The 17,557-nt window shown below is 71.0% G+C and carries 13 protein-coding genes; 5 read left to right on the top strand and 8 right to left on the bottom strand.

Annotation, left to right across the window (positions count from 1 at the left end; genetic code table 11):
• Nucleotides 1–6 precede the first annotated feature (6 nt).
• Complete coding sequence (locus AB0A69_RS18705) at nt 7–381, bottom strand: hypothetical protein (RefSeq protein WP_361422612.1); 375 nt, start codon at nt 379–381, stop codon at nt 7–9.
• Between the two features lie 218 nt (nt 382–599).
• Here AB0A69_RS18705 and AB0A69_RS18700 point away from each other — a divergent pair, with 218 nt between their 5' ends.
• Nucleotides 600–1,565 (top strand): phospholipase D-like domain-containing protein, encoded by a 966-nt coding sequence (locus AB0A69_RS18700; protein ID WP_361422609.1) that lies wholly within the window; start codon nt 600–602, stop codon nt 1,563–1,565.
• Here the strand turns inward: AB0A69_RS18700 and AB0A69_RS18695 are convergent.
• From AB0A69_RS18695 to AB0A69_RS18685, 3 genes are all read right to left on the bottom strand, one after another.
• On the bottom strand, nt 1,522–2,289 hold the full coding sequence (locus tag AB0A69_RS18695; protein WP_361422606.1) for an AraC family transcriptional regulator: 768 nt from the start codon (nt 2,287–2,289) through the stop codon (nt 1,522–1,524). The genes AB0A69_RS18700 and AB0A69_RS18695 overlap by 44 nt on opposite strands.
• 79 nt (nt 2,290–2,368) lie before the next feature.
• Nucleotides 2,369–3,007 (bottom strand): dTDP-4-dehydrorhamnose 3,5-epimerase, encoded by a 639-nt coding sequence (gene rfbC, locus AB0A69_RS18690; RefSeq protein ID WP_361422603.1) that lies wholly within the window; start codon nt 3,005–3,007, stop codon nt 2,369–2,371.
• Between the two features lie 116 nt (nt 3,008–3,123).
• The gene (locus AB0A69_RS18685) at nt 3,124–3,744 is read right to left on the bottom strand and encodes a TetR/AcrR family transcriptional regulator (RefSeq protein WP_361422600.1); all 621 of its coding nucleotides are present in this window, start codon (nt 3,742–3,744) and stop codon (nt 3,124–3,126) included.
• Between the two features lie 136 nt (nt 3,745–3,880).
• Between AB0A69_RS18685 and AB0A69_RS18680 the strand changes: the two genes are divergently transcribed.
• From AB0A69_RS18680 to AB0A69_RS18670, 3 genes are all read left to right on the top strand, one after another.
• Complete coding sequence (locus AB0A69_RS18680) at nt 3,881–4,798, top strand: ABC transporter permease (RefSeq protein WP_361422597.1); 918 nt, start codon at nt 3,881–3,883, stop codon at nt 4,796–4,798.
• A complete protein-coding gene (locus AB0A69_RS18675; RefSeq protein WP_361422594.1) occupies nt 4,791–5,603 on the top strand; it encodes an ABC transporter ATP-binding protein in 813 nt (270 codons plus the stop codon). The genes AB0A69_RS18680 and AB0A69_RS18675 overlap by 8 nt, the downstream gene beginning before the upstream one ends.
• A 252-nt stretch (nt 5,604–5,855) precedes the next feature.
• Nucleotides 5,856–6,971 (top strand): glycosyltransferase 87 family protein, encoded by a 1,116-nt coding sequence (locus AB0A69_RS18670; protein WP_361423183.1) that lies wholly within the window; start codon nt 5,856–5,858, stop codon nt 6,969–6,971.
• A gap of 79 nt (nt 6,972–7,050) precedes the next feature.
• Here the strand turns inward: AB0A69_RS18670 and AB0A69_RS18665 are convergent, their stop codons facing one another.
• From AB0A69_RS18665 to AB0A69_RS18655, 3 genes are all read right to left on the bottom strand, one after another.
• Complete coding sequence (locus AB0A69_RS18665) at nt 7,051–12,021, bottom strand: NAD-glutamate dehydrogenase (RefSeq protein ID WP_361422591.1); 4,971 nt, start codon at nt 12,019–12,021, stop codon at nt 7,051–7,053.
• Nucleotides 12,022–12,508: 487 nt separating this feature from the next.
• On the bottom strand, nt 12,509–13,180 hold the full coding sequence (locus tag AB0A69_RS18660) for an HAD hydrolase-like protein (protein WP_361422589.1): 672 nt from the start codon (nt 13,178–13,180) through the stop codon (nt 12,509–12,511).
• Between the two features lie 45 nt (nt 13,181–13,225).
• Complete coding sequence (locus AB0A69_RS18655; RefSeq protein ID WP_361422586.1) at nt 13,226–13,732, bottom strand: hypothetical protein; 507 nt, start codon at nt 13,730–13,732, stop codon at nt 13,226–13,228.
• A gap of 277 nt (nt 13,733–14,009) precedes the next feature.
• Here AB0A69_RS18655 and AB0A69_RS18650 point away from each other — a divergent pair, with 277 nt between their 5' ends.
• Nucleotides 14,010–14,513, top strand: coding sequence for an Rv3235 family protein (locus tag AB0A69_RS18650; RefSeq protein ID WP_361422583.1), 504 nt, complete (start codon nt 14,010–14,012; stop codon nt 14,511–14,513).
• A 75-nt stretch (nt 14,514–14,588) separates the two neighbouring features.
• Here the strand turns inward: AB0A69_RS18650 and secA are convergent, their stop codons facing one another.
• Entirely contained in the window at nt 14,589–17,417 is a 2,829-nt protein-coding gene (gene secA / locus AB0A69_RS18645) for a preprotein translocase subunit SecA (protein ID WP_361422580.1), read from the bottom strand.
• Between the last annotated feature and the right edge of the window lie 140 nt (nt 17,418–17,557).

Genomic DNA, 17,557 nt, shown 5'->3' with positions numbered 1-17,557 from the left:
CCGCGCCTACCCCGCTGCGCGCCCCGCGGAGGCGGCGACCACGAAGAACGGAACGGCGATGAGGAGGCGGTCGGCCTCGGCGCGCCGGCGTTGCTCGGCGAGCCACCCGTCGGCCTGGGCACGGCCGACGGCGCCGCTCGCGCAGGCCGGCTCGGCGAGCCGGGTGAGCAGCGACAGCATCGCGGGGTCGGTGAACACGCTGGTGTGCACCTCGACGGTGACGTCGTCGAAGCCGCCGTCCAGGAGCAGGTTGCGGTACTGGCGGCCGACGTGGGGCGCGCCCAGGAGGTCGGCGCGGGCGTGCACGATCGTGCGGGTGAGCTCCGCGTCATCGGACGCGATCATGATGGCGTCCCAGTCCTGCCCGATCGGCTGCCGCACTGCGGCGGCTCCCTTCTGGGCGGCGGCCCGCCCAGCCCCGCCGGGGCGGGCGGGTCGCGCTCGTCGCGCATCCTGGCGCTGGATGCCAACGACATGGCGCCCGCTGCCAACGACGGAGCCGTATCCCCCGACAAGGATGTCGACCGACCATTTCGTCATGCGCACCCGGGCTGGATGCGGTGCGCGGACTCGGGGGACGCATGCCCATGACCTCACCCATGCACCGAACACGCGGGCGCGGCTTCACCAGGCCCCTCACCAGGGCCCTCACCATGGCTCTGGCGCTGGCCTGCGCCCTCGTCCTCGGCGGCGCACCTCAGGCGGCCGCCGTGACCAAGCCCGTCGTCAACGGGCCCGTCTTCAACGACCCCTTCGGGACGGCGGACCAGCAGAAGGCGGTCTTCACGCAGTTGATCGCCCTCATCGACGCGACCCCGGCGGGACAGTCGATCCGCGGTTCCATGTTCGAGTTCGGCGACCAGGCCGTCGCGGACGCGCTGCTCGCCGCCCATCGGCGCGGTGTCGACGTCAAGCTCATCGTCGACGACTCGACGTACGTCAACGGCGAGGGCAAGCAGTACGCCAACCCGGCGTACCAGTCCCTCAAGTCGGGGCTGGGCGGCAACGACAGCGCCCGGTCCTGGGTCGTGGTCTGCGACGACAGGTTCGAGGACGACGACGGGGTGGACGACGTCAAGCGAGGCTGCCTCGCGGTGGCGCCGCCCGGGCCCGCGTACAACCACAACAAGTTCTTCCTGTTCTCGAAGATCGGCCCCTTCGGTGACGGCACCAGCTACTCGAAGGTGGTCTTCCAGACGTCGTCCAACCTGACGAACTGGTACAAGGTCGAGTCGTTCAACGACGCCGTGACCTTCTCCGACAGCGCGGTGTACGACGGCTACGCGAGCTACCACGAGAAGCTGCGGGCCGGCCGCCACCTGGCGGGCGGCAACAACAACGTGTACTTCTCCACGCCGACCGGCTCCACGTACCGCGGCTTCTTCTTCCCGCGCGGCGACACCTCGTACAACAACCCGGCCACTGACACGATCGTCAACGCGCTCGACGAGGTCTCCTGCTCCTACACGGGCACGGACGGCAAGCGCCACCAGACGGACATCCGGATCGTCATGCTGTACTTCAACGACTCGGGTTGTGGGCCTCGGCGACGGCGGCCGGCTTGAGGGCGGGATCGTGCAGGTTCCGGCTGATGAAGTCCCGCATCCGGTGGTACAGCGCGGAGGTGTGCGACTCCGGTGGCAGGGCGGAGGTCCGCTCGATGTGTCCGGCGACGACGGCGGCGGCCAGGTCCACCACCGTCGTGCCCAGCCGGGCGCGGTCGGCCTCGCTGAGCTCGATGTCCGGGTCGGTCAGCGCGTGGAGCGTCTGCCGGAAGACGTGGCCCACGCCCGCCGCTCCCCTGAGGTTCTCCCCGCACAGCGGGGCGACGACCTTGTCGGGGAGCGGCATCAGCTTCCTCGGGAACTGCACCAGCAGGGAGCTGCACCGGTTCCCGTCGACTCCGGCCAGGGCCTCGAAAGGGCGGGAGCTGTCGTAGAAGACGATGTCGCCCGGTTCCAGGAGCGTACGGTGGCCCGCCTGCTCGATGCCCTGCTGCCCCGAGGTGATCACGGCGAGCTGGTACACCTCGGGGTCCGACTGCCGGATCAGACGCCCCGAGCGGTACGAGATCAGGGGTGAGTACGACATCGTGGACAGCTGGACGGCGCCCAGCTCCACGGCGGCTATGCGGGCCCCGAAGCTCTCGGGCTCGGGGAACCGGAAACGCGTGGTCACCGCGGCCAATGCCGTCGTCTCGACCCAGGCCGCCGTCCTCTCCTCCGGCGGTAAGGACGTCGTGTCCAGCACCGTCGTCATCATGATGGCCCCCGGTTCACGGTCCGTCATCGCGCGGTCGTACAGAAGTCTGAGACGGCAAGATCGAACGAGGAAGTGGACTACGCGCCATTTCCCGCCTCGTGGGGCGTCACCGCCCGGCCGGGATGCGGGGCGCCCCGTCGGCGACCTGCGTCGCCGTCCGCAGCCTCGCGTACCACTCCGTACACGCCTCGTACGACGGCAGCAGGCCGGCGCGTTCCGCCTCGGCGAGCGGGGGCGCGGCGGCGTCCTTGTCGGAGAGCACGGGGGTGAGGTCGGCCGGCCAGGCGATGGCGAGGTCCGGGTCGAGGGGGTGGACGCCGTGCTCGCGGGCGGGGGCGTACCCGCGCGAGCAGAGGTAGACGACCGTGGCGTCGTCGGTGAGGGCCATGAAGGCGTGGCCGAGTCCCTCGGCGAGGTGGACGGCGCGGTGGTCCCGGTCGTCGAGCCGGACCGCCTCCCAGGCGCGGTAGGTGGGCGAGCCGGTGCGCAGGTCCACGACGACGTCGAGGACGGCGCCGCGCACGCACGTCACGTACTTGGCCTGGCCGGGCGGCACGTCCGCGAAGTGGATGCCGCGCAGGGTGCCGCGGCTGGACACCGAGCAGTTCGCCTGGGCGAGCCCGAGCCCGTACCCGGCGGCCTCGGTGAGGTCCGGGGCCCGGAACCACTCGTGGAAGCTGCCCCTGCTGTCGTGGAACACGCGGGGTTCCATGACCCACGCACCGTCGATACCGAGCGCACGCACTGTCGGCCCACCGTCCTCACCGCTGCACGGAAACGGAAACGGAATACGAACGGCAGGCTCAACCCCCGGGGGCCGCAACCGTCACTCACCGGGCGCCCAACCAGGTGACAGGGGGCTCAACCGCGCAGCGCCGCGACCGCCGAGCGCGCCAGGTCGTCGAGGTAGCCCTTGGGGAGGGGCGAGCGGACGACCACGAGCCGCCAGTACAGCGGTCCGATGATGAGGTCCAGCGCCCGCTCCGGGTCCGCGCCCTCGGGGAGTTCGCCGCGCTCGACGGCCTCGCGGACGACGACCGCCGCCACGCCCTGCTGGCTGTCGAGCAGCGCGGCGCGGACCGCGTCGGCGATCTCGGGGTGGCGGGCCGCCTCCACCAGGAGGTCCGGGATGACCTGGGAGGCGACGGGGTGGCGCAGCGCGTGGGCCGCGACCTCCAGCAGCGCGCGGACGTCGCCGTACAGCGAGCCGGTCGCGGGGGCGGGGAGGCCCTGGGTCGCGAAGGCGGTCAGCAGGTCCAGGACGAGCGACAGCTTGGACTTCCAGCGCCGGTAGACCGCCGTCTTGCCGACGCCGGCGCGGCGCGCGATGCCCTCGATGGACATGCGGGCGAAACCGACGGCCGCGAGCTCGTCGAAGACGGCGGCCCTGATCGCATCGGTGACGTCCTCCCGCAGCACGGCGGCTCCGGCGGGGGCGCGGCGGCGCGTGCTCCCGGAGGGCGGGGTCGGCGGTGCAGTCATGCCCCGGATCATAGCGCGACGACCGCGTCACGACGGGACGGTTGCGTTCCGACGTCACCGCGTCTTACTCTCGCCGTAACGACGATACGGTCCCGTTCCGACCATGGAGCATGACACGAAGGGCTGAAGGGCTGCAGTGAGTGCGAGTGCCAGTACGAGTGCGCCGGCGAGCGCCCACGCGGCCGGGGAAGACCTCCGGCAGCTCGCCCTGCGCCACGGGCTGTCGGTCAGCAACGCCCGCCCGCCCCTGACCGAGTACGCCCGGCGGCTCTGGTCGCGGCGCCACTTCATCACCGCCTTCGCCACCGCCCGCCTCACCGCGCAGTACAGCCAGGCGAAGCTCGGGCAGGTCTGGCAGCTGATGAACCCGCTGCTCAACGCGGCCGTCTACTTCTTCATCTTCGGCGTGCTGATGAACACCCGGCAGGACATCGCGGACTACGTCCCCTTCCTCGTCACCGGCGTCTTCATCTGGACCTTCACGTCCTCCTCCATCGCCGTCGGCACCCGCGCCATCAGCGGCAACATCGGTCTGGTCCGCGCCCTGCACTTCCCGCGCGCGAGCCTTCCCGTGTCGCTGGCGCTGCAGCAGCTCCAGCAGCTCGCCTTCTCGCTGGGCGCGCTCATCGTCATCCTGTTCTGCTTCGGCGTCCGGCCCGGCTTGTCCTGGCTGCTCGCGGTGCCCGCCCTGTTCCTCCAGTCCCTGTTCAACGCGGGCGTCTCGCTGGTGATGGCCCGCCTGGCGGCCCGTACGCCGGACATCGCCCAGGTGATGCCGTTCGTGCTGCGCACCTGGATGTACGTGTCCGGCGTGATGTGGAGCATCGACAAGGTGCTGGCGGACAACCGCGTACCGCACCTCGTCGGCCTGGCCCTGGAGTACAACCCGGCGGCCCTCTACATCGACCTCGTGCGCTTCGCGCTCATCGACAGCTTCACCGCCGACCGGCTGCCGCCCCACGTGTGGGCCGCGGCATCCGGCTGGGCACTGCTCGCCTTCGCGGGCGGCTTCATCTACTTCTGGAAGGCAGAGGAGACCTACGGCCGTGGCTGACACCCTGACCGCACCCACCGAGACCGCGCCCACCACCACCCCCACCGAGCGCGTCCCGACCGTCATCGTGGACGACGCCCACGTCACGTACACCGTCCAGGGCGCGGGCGGCAAGCCCCAGGGCCCGCCCCTCGCCCGCATCCTGAACCGCCGCAAGGCGCGGGCCGCCACCCGCAAGGTGCACGCCGTCAAGGGCGTCAGCTTCGTCGCGTACAAGGGCGAGGCCATCGGGCTCATCGGCACCAACGGCTCCGGCAAGTCCACCCTGCTCAAGGCCATCGCGGGGCTGCTGCCCACCAACAAGGGGCACATCTACACCCAGGGGCAGCCGTCCCTGCTCGGCGTGAACGCGGCGCTGATGGGCGACCTGACCGGCGAGCGCAACGTCATCCTCGGCGGTCTGGCGATGGGCATGACGCGCGAGGAGATCCACGCCCGCTACCAGGACATCGTCGACTTCTCCGGGATCAACGAGAAGGGCGACTTCATCTCGCTCCCGATGCGGACGTACTCCTCCGGCATGGGCGCCCGCCTGCGGTTCGCCATCGCCGCGGCCAAGAGCCACGAGGTGCTGCTCATCGACGAGGCGCTGGCGACCGGCGACGCGAAGTTCCGCAGGCGCAGCCAGGAGCGGATCAACGAGCTGCGCGCCGAGGCGGGCACGGTGTTCCTGGTCAGCCACAGCAACGGCACGATCCGGGAGACCTGCGACCGGGCGATCTGGCTGGAGGCGGGGACCATCCTGATGGACGGGCCGGCGAACGAGGTCGTGGACGCGTACGAGGCGCACACGAACAAGAAGTAGCGAGAAACGGTCGGATGGCGGACGGTAAATAGTCAAAACTCGCGCACAAGGAACATAAAGTGCGCTGAGATGACGACGACCTCCCGCTACCGGCTCAGCGGCGGCGGCCGCGCCCACCGCACGGCCCCCGCCCTCCGCCGCACCGCGCTCCGCCGCACCACACTGCGCCGCACGGCCCGCCACACCGCCGCCCGCCTGCCCCTCTCCGCCGTACTCGCCCTCACCGCCGTCTGGGTCCTCACCCGCTCCGGCATGCTCCTGCTGCTGTGGCACGACACCCTCGGCATCGGCGGCGTCGGGCGCGAGGTGTACGTGCTCTACCGGCACTGGTACGAGCTGCTCGCCCTCGGGACCTTCCCCGTGGGCGACGTCACCTGGCAGTACCCGCCGGGCGCCGGGCTGGTGCTCCTCGCCCCGGGGGCCGTGCCGTGGCTGACGTACTACCAGGCGTTCGTGGCGCTGACGCTCCTCGCCGACGCCGTGGTGGCGGTCGCGCTCGCCCGCGCCGGGCGGACCGGCAGCAGCGCGGGGGCCTGGCTGTGGACCGGCGCGCTGCCGCTCCTGCTGCACCTGCCGCTCGCCCGCTACGACGTCCAGGTCACGGCCTTCGCGGTGCTCGCGCTGCTGGCGCTGGGCGCCCGCCGCCCCCGGGCCCGGCTCGGCGGGGCGCTGGCCGGGCTCGGCGCCATGGTCAAGGTGTGGCCGCTGCTCACCCTGCTCGGTACGCCCCGGGGGCCGGCCACCCGCCGCGCCTGGACCTCCGCCGCCGTCGCGGCGGGCGCGCTCCTCGGCGTCATGGTCCTCTCCTTCGCACACCCGCTCGACTTCCTGCGCCAGCAGGGCGACCGGGGCGTGCAGATCGAGTCGCTCGGCGGCAGCGCGCTGTCGCTGGCCCGGCTGCTCGCCGGCTGGCCGGGCGCGGTCGAGTACCGCTATGGCGCCTTCGAGCTGACCGGGCCGTACGTGTCGAGCGTCGCCCGCCTCGCGCTGCTGCTCACCGCCGCCGCGCTGTGCTGGCTGCTGGTGTGGCGGCTGCGGTCCCGCCGCTGGAACGCCGCCACCCCGCTGGACGCGGGCCTCGCCGCCGTCCTCCTCTTCACCGTCACCAGCCGGGTGATCAGCCCCCAGTACATGGTGTGGCTGCTGGGCCTGGCGGCGGTCTGCCTCACCTCCCGGCACACCACCCAGCGGCCCGTCGCGCTCCTGCTGCTGCCCGCGGCGGCGCTCAGCTCGCTGGCGTACCCGGGGCTGTACGACGAGGTCATCAACGTCACGCCGACGGGCGTCGCCGTCGTGGCCCTACGGAACGCGCTGCTGCTTGCGGCGACCGTGCTGTCCTGCCGGCGGCTGTGGCGCGCGACCGCGTGATGCGGCGCGTATGAGCGGCGCGTATGGCGAAGGCGCCCCCCGCTGATGCGGGAGGCGCCTTCATCGCACGTCAGACGGCTCAGCTGTGCGTACGCAGCAGCGTCCGCATCGTCCGCATCGCCACCGACAGGTTGGCCAGGTCGAAGTCGTCCGAGCTCTGGATCTCGTCGAGCGTCGTACGCGCCCGGCCCAGGATCGCGGCGTTCTTCTGCTCCCAGGCCTGGAACCGCTCCTCGGGCGTCGAGGTGCCGTTGCCCGCCGACAGCACGTCGGCCGTGAGCGCGGCGTGCGCGGCGTACAGGTCCTCGCGGATGGAGGCGCGGGCCATGGACTGCCAGCGGTCCGCGCGCGGCAGCTCGATGATCCGGTCCATCAGCTGGGTGATGGCCAGCCGGTCGGCCAGGTCGTAGTAGACCTCGGCGACCGCCATCGGGTCCTTGCCCGTCCGGTCCGCGATCGCGACGATGTCGAGCGTCGGGAAGGCGGAGGAGAACCCGGCCACCCGCAGCGCCAGCTCGTCCGGGACGCCCGCCCCGGTGAGCTCCTCGACCAGCGACTCGTACCACTCCAGGTCGGCGCCGCGCAGCATCTTCGGCAGCTGCGCCCAGACCAGCTCGACGCGCTCGGCGAAGAACTCGATGGTCTCGGCGAGCTTGAGCGGCTGCGGCCGGTTGTTCAGCAGCCAGCGCGTACCGCGCTCGACCAGGCGGCGCGAGTGGAGCCGGATGCGGGTCTGGACGTCGGCCGGGACCTTGTTGTCGAGGGCCTCGACGGCGTCCCACACCTCGCTCAGGCCGAAGATCGCGCGGGCGGCGGTCTGCGCGCGCACGATCTCCTCGGTCGAGGCGCCCGTCTCCTCGCGCAGCCGGTGCAGGAAGGTCGAGCCACCGGTGTTGACGGTGTCGTTGACCAGCACCGTGGTGATGATCTCGCGGCGCAGCGCGTGGCCGTCGATCTGCGCCGGGAACTCCTCGCGCAGCTTCGACGGGAAGTACGCGTGCAGCAGCTCGCGGAAGTACGGGTCGTCGGGCAGATCCGTGTGGATCAGCTCCTCCGCGACCGTGATCTTGGTGTAGGCGAGCAGCACGGCCAGCTCGGGCTGGCTGAGGCCCTGCTTGTTGTTGAGCAGCTCGCGGATCTGGCGGTCGGTCGGCAGGAACTCCAGCGCCCGGTCCAGGTGGCCCTCGCGGCTGAGCCGGCGCATGAAGCGCTGGTGGGCGTGGAGGAGCGACGGGGACTGCGCGACGGCGTTGGCCAGGGCGACGTTCTGCGCGTAGTTGTTGCGCAGCACGAGCGCGCCGACCTCGTCCGTCATCTCGGCGAGGATCTTGTTGCGCTGCTTGACGGTCATGTCGCCGTCGGTGACCAGGGCGTTGAGCAGGATCTTGATGTTCACCTCGTGGTCGGAGGTGTCCACGCCGGCGCTGTTGTCGATGGCGTCGGTGTTGATCTTGCCGCCGGTGCCCTCGGGGCCGCCCTTGCGGGCGAACTCGATGCGGCCGAGCTGGGTCAGGCCGAGGTTGCCGCCCTCGCCGACGACCTTGACGCGCAGGTCCTCGCCGTTGACGCGGATGGCGTCGTTGGCCTTGTCGCCGACGTCGGCGTGCGACTCGGTGGAGGCCTTGGCGTACGTACCGATGCCGCCGTTCCACAGCAGGTCGACGGGCGCCTGGAGGATCGCCTTCATCAGCTCGGCCGGGGTCAGCTTGGTGACGCCCGCCTCGATGCCGAGGGCGGCCCGCATGTGCGCGTTGACCGGGATCGACTTGGCCGTACGGGGGTGGATGCCGCCGCCCGGGGACAGCAGCTCCTTGTCGTAGTCGGCCCAGGAGCTGCGCGGCAGCTCGAACAGGCGGCGCCGCTCGGCGTACGAGACGGCCGCGTCGGGGTTCGGGTCGATGAAGATGTGGCGGTGGTCGAACGCGGCCACGAGCCGGATGTGCTCGGAGAGCAGCATGCCGTTGCCGAACACGTCACCGGACATGTCGCCGACGCCGACGACCGTGAAGTCCTGCGTCTGGGTGTCGTGGCCCAGCTCGCGGAAGTGCCGCTTGACGGACTCCCAGGCGCCGCGGGCGGTGATGCCCATGCCCTTGTGGTCGTAACCGGCGGAGCCTCCGGAGGCGAAGGCGTCGCCGAGCCAGAAGCCGTACGCGACGGCGACCTCGTTGGCGATGTCGGAGAAGGTCGCGGTGCCCTTGTCGGCGGCGACGACGAGGTACGTGTCGTCCTCGTCGTGGCGGACGACGTCGGCCGGCGGCACGACCTCGCCACCCACCAGGTTGTCGGTGATGTCGAGCAGCGCCGAGATGAAGGTGCGGTAGCAGGCGATGCCCTCCGCCAGCCAGGCGTCGCGGTCGACGGCCGGGTCCGGCAGCTGCTTGGCGACGAAGCCGCCCTTGGCGCCGACGGGCACGATGACGGTGTTCTTCACCATCTGCGCCTTGACCAGGCCGAGGATCTCGGTACGGAAGTCCTCGCGCCGGTCGGACCAGCGCAGACCGCCTCGGGCGACCTTGCCGAAGCGCAGGTGGACGCCCTCGACGCGCGGCGAGTACACCCAGATCTCGAACGCCGGGCGCGGCGCGGGCAGGTCCGGGATCGCCTGCGGGTCGAACTTCATCGAGACGTACGCGTGCGGCTCGCCGCTCTCCGTCTTCTGGAAGAAGTTGGTGCGCAGGGTCGCCTTGATGACGGTGAGGAAGGAGCGCAGGATGCGGTCCTCGTCCAGGCTCGCGACCTGGTCGAGCGCGCCGTCCAGCTCCTCCATCAGGCCGTCGATCAGCTCGGTGCCGGCGCGCTGCCGCTCGGGCGCCATGCGCGCCTCGAAGAGGGAGACCAGCAGCCGGGTGGTGTGGACGTTGTTGCGGAGGGTGTCCTCCATGTAGTCCTGGCTGAAGGTCGAACCGGCCTGGCGCAGGTACTTCGCGTACGCGCGCAGCACCATCGCCTCGCGCCAGTTCAGGCCGGCGCTCAGGACGAGGGCGTTGAAGCCGTCGTTCTCGGCGCGGCCGGTCCAGGTCGCGGCGAACGCCTCCTGGAAGCGCTCGCGGGCGTCGTCGGCGAGGTAGTCGGCGCCGTTGGCACCGGCGCCGCCGGCGGTGTGCGGCATGCGCAGACCGAAGTCGTACACCCACGCGCTCGTGCGGTCCGCGCAGCGCAGCTCGTACGGGCGCTCGTCGACGACCTCGACGCCGAGGCGGTTGAGGACCGGCAGGACGGCGGAGAGGGAGACCTGCGCGCCCGTCTTGTAGATCTTGAAGCGGCGCTCGCCGGGGCCCGCGCCGACCGGCTCGTAGAGGGAGAGGGCGAACTCCTTCTCGCCCTTGATCAGCTGCTCCAGGTGGACCAGGTCGGAGACGGCGGAGCGCGGCGAGTGGTCGGCCTTGTAGCCCTCGGGGAAGGCGCCCGCGTACCGGCGCAGCAGCTCGGCGGCGCGCTCCTCGCCGGTCTCGGCGTTCAGCGCCTCGGCGAAGCCGTCGTCCCAGGAGCGGGCGGCCTCGACGAGCCGGCCCTCGATGCGCTCGACGTCGGCGTCGGTGAGCGGGGTCAGCTCGCTGCCCTGCGCGACGCGGATGACGAAGTGCAGCCGGGTCAGCACCGACTCGGTGCTCATCAGGGTGAAGTCGGCGCTGGTGCCGCCGAGCTCCTCCTTGAGGATGTCGGTCAGGCGCTCGCGGACGGTGGTGTTGAAGCGGTCGCGCGGCAGGTAGACGAGGGCGGAGTAGTAGCGCCCGTACTCGTCCTGGCGCAGGTAGAGGCGCAGCCGGCGCCGCTCCTGGAGGTAGAGCACGCTCGTGGCGATCGCCTCTAGCTGGTCGACGGGCGTCTGGAAGAGCTCGTCGCGCGGGTACGTCTCCAGGATCTGGAGCAGGTCGCGGCCGTCGTGGCTGCTCGGCGTGAAGCCCGCGAGGTCGAGGACCTCCTCGACCTTGCGGCGGATGACCGGCACGCGGCGCACGGACTCGGTGTACGCGGCGGACGAGAACAGGCCCAGGAAGCGCCGCTCCCCGATCACGTTCCCGTTGGTGTCGAACTTCTTCACGCCGACGTAGTCGAGGTACGAGGGCCGGTGCACGGTGGCGCGGCTGTTCGCCTTCGTCAGGATCAGCAGCTTGTGCTCGCGGGCCTTGGCCCGGGCGTCGCGCGGCAGGCGGTTGAAGGACGGCGAGACGGGGTGGGCCTCGTCGCCGCTGTGGTGCGGGTCCGAACGCAGTATCCCGAGCCCGGTGCCGGGGACGGCGGCGAGGGCGTCGTCCTCGGTGAGGCTGTACTCGCGGTAGCCGAGGAAGGTGAAGTGGTCGTCGGCCAGCCAGCGCAGCAGCTCGCGGGCCTCCTCGACCTCCGTGGAGCGCAGGTCGTCGGCGATCGGCTCCTGCGGCAGGTCCTCGGCGATGCGCAGCGCGGCGTCGCGCATCTTCTCCCAGTCCTCGACGGCCTCGCGGACGTCGGACAGGACGCGCAGCAGGTCGGAGGTGATCTGCTTGAGGTCGCCGCGGTCGGTCTCGCGGTCGATCTCGACGTGGATCCACGACTCGGTGAGGGCGTCGTGCGGCAGACCGCTGCGGGTGTGGGACTCGGCGGGGAGGATCTCGATCAGCTTGCCGGTCACGTCACGGCGCACGACGACCTGGGGGTGGATGACGACGTGGATGCCGCGCCCCTGGCGGGACAGCTCGTTGGTCACCGAGTCGACGAGGAACGGCATGTCGTCCGTCACGACCTCGACGACGGAGTGGCTGCACGTCCACCCGTTCTCTTCCACGGTGGGCGTGTGCACGCGGACGTTCGCGGTGCCCTGGGGGCGGTTCTCGGCCAGCCGGTAGTGGGAGAGCGCGGCGCCGAAGACGTCGACGGGGTCGCGGTCCGCGAGGTCCTCCGGAGCCGTGTGGAGGTAGTAGCGCTGGAGGTAGTCGAGGACGGTGTCCCGGTCCGGTCGCTCCCCGTCCTCGGTCCCGATCGCGAGTCGCCCCCCGACCGGGCTGTTCTCAGCTACCCGGGCAGCCCGTTCGAGCAGCTCGGCCTTGGCTTCGTCCAGCTTGGTCTGCATGTCCTCTGGCTCCTGTCGCGCGCCGTTGCGTGACGTAGGTGAAAGAAAAGGTGACACAACGCCACGACGCGGGGTTTCCGGTCTGAGGTGACGTTATGCCGCGATGAGAGATCTCCGGGCCGTTATCGGCCAAATTCGGCGAGCGCCCCGGAAACGAAAAATCAGCGCTAGCCCGGGCACGATGGCATCCCGGGCGCAGGCCGGGGGCCTCGCTGCCCCCTCGGCGTATAGCGCTGATCACGGGTCCAGGCTATCGCTCTTCCCCCCGGCCCCGTCATGAGCCGTATGTGTACAAATCCCGGTGCGGAAGTTTGACACTCTGGACAGCGACAGGTCTCCCCCCGGCAACCCCTCGTCCAGAGCGGCCCCTCGCGGCGCCTCACGCAAAGGCCACCCCGAAGCCCCGACCCGACACGAACCGGCCAGCGCCCCACACCCGCCGACGGCGCAAAGCCCGTCAACCGGCCCCGCGCCGGCGACCCCGCGGCTACGCCACCAGCTCCTCCGCCACCGCCACCGCTTCCTCCAGCGAGTCCACCACCGGCACTCCCACCGCCATCAGGCTCGCCCGGCTGTGCGACCCCCCGGTGTACAGCACCGCCTTCGCGCCCACGTGCGCCGCCGCCACCGCGTCGTCCGCCGCGTCGCCGATGACGACCACGCGCTCCGGCGACGACGCCACGGTTCCGTCCAGCGCCAGCAGGTGCCGCACCATGTGCTCGGCCTTGCCCGCCGTCGACGCGCCTATGCGCCCGTCCACGCGGACGAACCGCGACTCGATGCCGTACCGCCGCACGATCGGCAGCAGCCGCTCATGCGGCGCCAGCGACAGCAGCGACTGCGTGAACCCCTCGGCCTGCCGCGTCGCCAGCAGCTCCGCCGCCCCGGCCGTCAGCCCGCACGCCTCCGCGCGCACCCAGTAGTGCCGGTGGAAGGCGCCGTCCATGACGGCCCACTCCGCCTCCGTGGGCATCCGGCCCATCAGCCGCTCGTAGAACAGGGGCACCGGCACGCAGTACAGCTCGCGGTACCGCGCGAGGGTGATCGGCTCCAGGCCTATCTCCTCGAACGCAGCGTTCGTCGCCCCGATGACCGCGTCGATGTCGTCGAGCAACGTGCCGTTCCAGTCCCACACCAGGTGAGTGCCGCGCTTCCCCATGCGAAAACGGTACCGGCACCCACCGACAATCGACCCGGACGGCCCTCAGCCCAGCAGCGCGGGGATCTCCTGCACCCCGAACCACAGCAGCTCGTGGTCCTCGGCCCCGTCCACCGTGAACTGGGCGTCCTCGTCCCCCTGGTCCGCCGCGCCCAGCGCGTCCGCCGCCGCGGAGACGTCCGCCACCGCGTCGTCGGCGTCGGCGTGCACCGCGGCCGCCTTGGTCAGCGGCACCGGCCCGGCGACGCGTACCTCGCCCACCGACGCCGGGTCGAGACCCGCGTCGGGGTCGGCGGTCACGGCCGCGTCCGGTACGTCGAGGGCGACGACCACCCGCCGCCGCGCGGCCCGCGGGTCACCGGCGATGAGCCGCAGTGACCCCGCCGCGGCGCGGCTCAGCGCGGCGTACTCGAGCTCCTCGATGTCGTCGGAGACGTACCACTCGCGCAGTCCGGGCGTCACGGCGTAGGCGGTGAGCGGACCGGGCCCGAGCGCGCCCGCCTTGTGCGCCTCTGCGAGGCCGGGGAGCGTCAGGGGGACGTACACGCGCATGGCAGGCCGCTTTCGTAGTCGGAGACGCCCTCAGGATACGTGCGCGGTCCCCTTTTCGGGCCCTGCGGCCACCCGCCCCACACGTCCACCGGCGGACTCCGCGAACCCTTCCCCGCCCAGGCCGCACACCGCCCCCGTCACCCGGATAGGTGAACCTCTCGGGCCCCCTCCCCCGCCGCCGGGAGCGATTGCGGCGGCCCGCCCCGCCCCCGTACAAGATCCCCCAACCGAAGTTACCGCCCGGTAGAAAGCCGGGTCCGACTGGAACGGGGCCGCCATGACCACCGCCGCCACGCGCACGCAGACGAGCCGTACGACGACGCGCCCGCTAACGCCCCGCCCGGCCGGCCGCCGCGACCAGCGGGGGCCGGGGGACGCCGGCTCGGCCCGCCAGGCCCGGCCCCGCCGCCCGCAGCAGCCCCACGCGGTGTTCGCCGAGCGCCTGCTGGCCGTCCTGAGCGGCGAACGCCCGGTCCACTGGATGCTGGGCCAGACCGTCGGGGAGGCGTACGACCAGCTGATCCGCCTCGCGCCCCACGCACCCCTGCGCGCCCGCGGCGCGCACGCCGCCCGCCCCGTGATCCGCCGCTGCGGCGTCTTCCCGCTGCGCCCGGGCGTGGTGGAGGCGTTCGCGACGATCGCGACCGGCGACCGGTTCCGGGCGATGGCGTTCCGCCTGGAGCAGGGCGAGGACCGCAGGTGGCGCTGCGCGGCCGTGGAACTCGGCGGGAACGGGAACGGGAAGGGCATCGGGAGCCCCACGAACGGGAACCACACCTGAAACGCGCGGCGGGGCCGGGACACGCGCCACGCGCGCGTACCCGGCCCCGCCGACAACGCCTTGCAGGAACCGCCGCTACTTCTTGCGGCGACGCCCGCCCTTCTGGGCCTTGCGCCGCTCCGCACGGGTCATGCCGTCACCGTCGCCCCGAGCGCCACCGTCGGCGGTCTCGAAGTCGCCCTCGATGATGTCGCCCTCGCCGTCGACCTTCGGCGCCGTGAAGTGCAGCCGGTCCGGCCGCCTCGGCGCCTCCAGCCCCTTGGCGCGGATCTCCGGGCGCGCGGCACCCGCCTGCGCCGGGACGGCGTCCTCCTTGGTCAGCGAGGTCTTCTCGGCGGCGACCGCGTCCTGCACCGGGACCTCCTCGACCTGCTGCTCGACCTGGACCTCCAGGTTGAACAGGTAGCCGACGGACTCCTCCTTGATGCCCTCCATCATCGCGGTGAACATGTCGAAGCCCTCGCGCTGGTACTCGACCAGCGGGTCCTTCTGCGCCATGGCGCGCAGGCCGATGCCCTCCTGGAGGTAGTCCATCTCGTAGAGGTGCTCGCGCCACTTGCGGTCCAGCACGGAGAGGACCACGCGCCGCTCCAGCTCGCGCATGATCTCGGAGCCGAGCTGCTTCTCGCGCTCGTCGTACTGCCGGTGGATGTCTTCCTTGACCATCTCGGCGATGAACTCGGCGGTGATCCCGGCACGGTCGCCGGCCGCCTCCTCCAGCTCGTCGACGGTGACCTTGCACGGGTAGAGCTGCTTGAAGGCGCCCCACAGCCGGTCCAGGTCCCACTCCTCCGCGAAGCCCTCGACGGTCTCCGCCTGGATGTACGCGTCGATCGTGTCGTCCATGAAGTGGCGGATCTGCTCGTGCAGGTCCTCACCTTCCAGGACGCGGCGGCGCTCGCCGTAGATGACCTCGCGCTGCCGGTTGAGCACCTCGTCGTACTTCAGGACGTTCTTACGCGTCTCGAAGTTCTGCTGCTCGACCTGGGACTGCGCGGAGGCGATGGCGCGCGTGACCATCTTGTTCTCGATCGGTACGTCGTCGGGGACGTTGGCCATCGCCATCACGCGCTCGACCATCTGCGCCTTGAACAGCCGCATCAGGTCGTCGCCCAGCGACAGGTAGAACCGGGACTCGCCGGGGTCGCCCTGACGGCCGGAGCGGCCGCGCAGCTGGTTGTCGATACGCCGCGACTCGTGCCGCTCGGTGCCCAGCACGTAGAGCCCGCCGAGCCGCTTGACCTCTTCGTTCTCGGCCTTGACCGCGAGCTCGGCCTTCTCCAGGGCGGCGGGCAGCGCCGCGGCCCACTCCTCCGCGTGCTCGACCGGGTCGAGGCCGCGCTGGCGCAGCTCCGCCTCGGCGAGGTCGTCGGGGTTGCCGCCGAGCTTGATGTCGGTACCGCGGCCGGCCATGTTGGTGGCGACGGTGACGGCGCCCTTGCGGCCGGCCTGGGCGACGATCGTCGCCTCCCGGTCGTGCTGCTTGGCGTTGAGCACCTCGTGCGGGATGCCGCGCTTGGACAGCTGCTGCGAGAGGTACTCGGACTTCTCGACCGACGTCGTACCGACGAGGATCGGCTGGCCCTTCTTGTGCTTCTCCTCGATGTCGTCGACGACCGCGGCGAACTTGGCGACCTCGGTGCGGTAGATCAGGTCCGACTGGTCCTTGCGGACCATCGGCCTGTTCGTCGGGATCGGGACGACGCCCAGCTTGTAGATCTGGTGGAACTCGGCCGCCTCGGTCATGGCCGTACCGGTCATGCCGGAGAGCTTGTCGTAGAGGCGGAAGAAGTTCTGCAGGGTGATCGTGGCGAGGGTCTGGTTCTCGTCCTTGATGTCCACCCCTTCCTTCGCCTCGATCGCCTGGTGCATGCCCTCGTTGTAGCGGCGGCCGGCGAGGATACGGCCGGTGTGCTCGTCGACGATCATGACTTCGCCGTCGATGACGACGTAGTCCTTGTCCTTCTTGAACAGTTCCTTGGCCTTGATGGCGTTGTTCAGGTACCCGACGAGCGGGGTGTTGACCGACTCGTAGAGGTTGTCGATGCCGAGCCAGTCCTCGACCTTGGCGACGCCGGACTCGTGGATGGCGACGGTGCGCTTCTTCTCGTCGACCTCGTAGTCGCCGGTCTCCTCGATGCCCTTGAGGGGGTTGCCGGGCTCGCCGCGCTTGAGGCGGGTGACGAGCTTGGCGAAGTCGCCGTACCACTTGGTGGCCTGGTCCGCCGGGCCGGAGATGATCAGCGGCGTACGGGCCTCGTCGACCAGGATGGAGTCGACCTCGTCGACGATGGCGTAGTTGTGGCCGCGCTGGACGAGCTCGTCCTTGGACCACGCCATGTTGTCGCGGAGGTAGTCGAAGCCGAACTCGTTGTTCGTGCCGTACGTGATGTCGCAGCCGTACTGCTCGCGGCGCTGCGCGGGCGACATGTTGGCGAGGATGCAGCCGACCGACAGACCCAGGAACTTGTGGACGCGGCCCATCATCTCGGAGTCGCGCTGCGCCAGGTAGTCGTTGACCGTGATGAGGTGCACGCCCTTGCCGGAGAGCGCGTTGAGGTACGCCGGGAGCGTGCCGACGAGGGTCTTGCCCTCACCGGTCTTCATCTCGGCGACGTAACCGAGGTGCAGCGCGGCGCCGCCCATCAGCTGGACGTCGTAGTGGCGCTGCCCGAGGACGCGCTTGGCCGCCTCACGTACGGTGGCGAACGCCTCCGGAAGCAGGTCGTCGAGGCTCTCGCCGTCGGCGTACCGCTGCTTGTACTCCTCGGTGAGCGCCCTCAACTCGGCGTCGGAGAGGTTGACGAAGTCCTCTTCGATGGAGTTGACCTGGTCCGCGATGCGGTGCAGTTTGCGCAGGATCTTGCCTTCGCCTGCACGCATGAGCTTGTTGAAGACGGACACTGAGGTTGGTCTCCTTGCCGGTCGGGCCTGGCACTGGGTCTTGTCATGGACACTGGCACGGGCACGGCAGGTGGGCCCCACCGCAACGGCCATCGTAAGCGAGGACGCCGCCGGGCTGGGAGGTCCGCGCCCACCTGAGC

The organism is Streptomyces sp. NPDC045431 (assembly GCF_040646655.1).
GTDB lineage: Bacteria > Actinomycetota > Actinomycetes > Streptomycetales > Streptomycetaceae > Streptomyces.
This window is presented reverse-complemented; position numbering and strand designations above follow the sequence as displayed.

What these genes read in the sequence shown, in the direction of transcription:
- AB0A69_RS18650 (WP_361422583.1), top strand. Translation starts at nt 14,010, where the DNA reads ATGACCACCGCCGCCACGCGCACGCAGACGAGCCGTACGACGACGCGC.
- AB0A69_RS18685 (WP_361422600.1), bottom strand. Translation starts at nt 3,744, where the DNA reads ATGACTGCACCGCCGACCCCGCCCTCCGGGAGCACGCGCCGCCGCGCC.
- AB0A69_RS18700 (WP_361422609.1), top strand. Translation starts at nt 600, where the DNA reads ATGCACCGAACACGCGGGCGCGGCTTCACCAGGCCCCTCACCAGGGCC.
- AB0A69_RS18660 (WP_361422589.1), bottom strand. Translation starts at nt 13,180, where the DNA reads ATGGGGAAGCGCGGCACTCACCTGGTGTGGGACTGGAACGGCACGTTG.
- AB0A69_RS18695 (WP_361422606.1), bottom strand. Translation starts at nt 2,289, where the DNA reads ATGACGGACCGTGAACCGGGGGCCATCATGATGACGACGGTGCTGGAC.
- AB0A69_RS18670 (WP_361423183.1), top strand. Translation starts at nt 5,856, where the DNA reads ATGCTCCTGCTGCTGTGGCACGACACCCTCGGCATCGGCGGCGTCGGG.
- AB0A69_RS18655 (WP_361422586.1), bottom strand. Translation starts at nt 13,732, where the DNA reads ATGCGCGTGTACGTCCCCCTGACGCTCCCCGGCCTCGCAGAGGCGCAC.
- AB0A69_RS18665 (WP_361422591.1), bottom strand. Translation starts at nt 12,021, where the DNA reads ATGCAGACCAAGCTGGACGAAGCCAAGGCCGAGCTGCTCGAACGGGCT.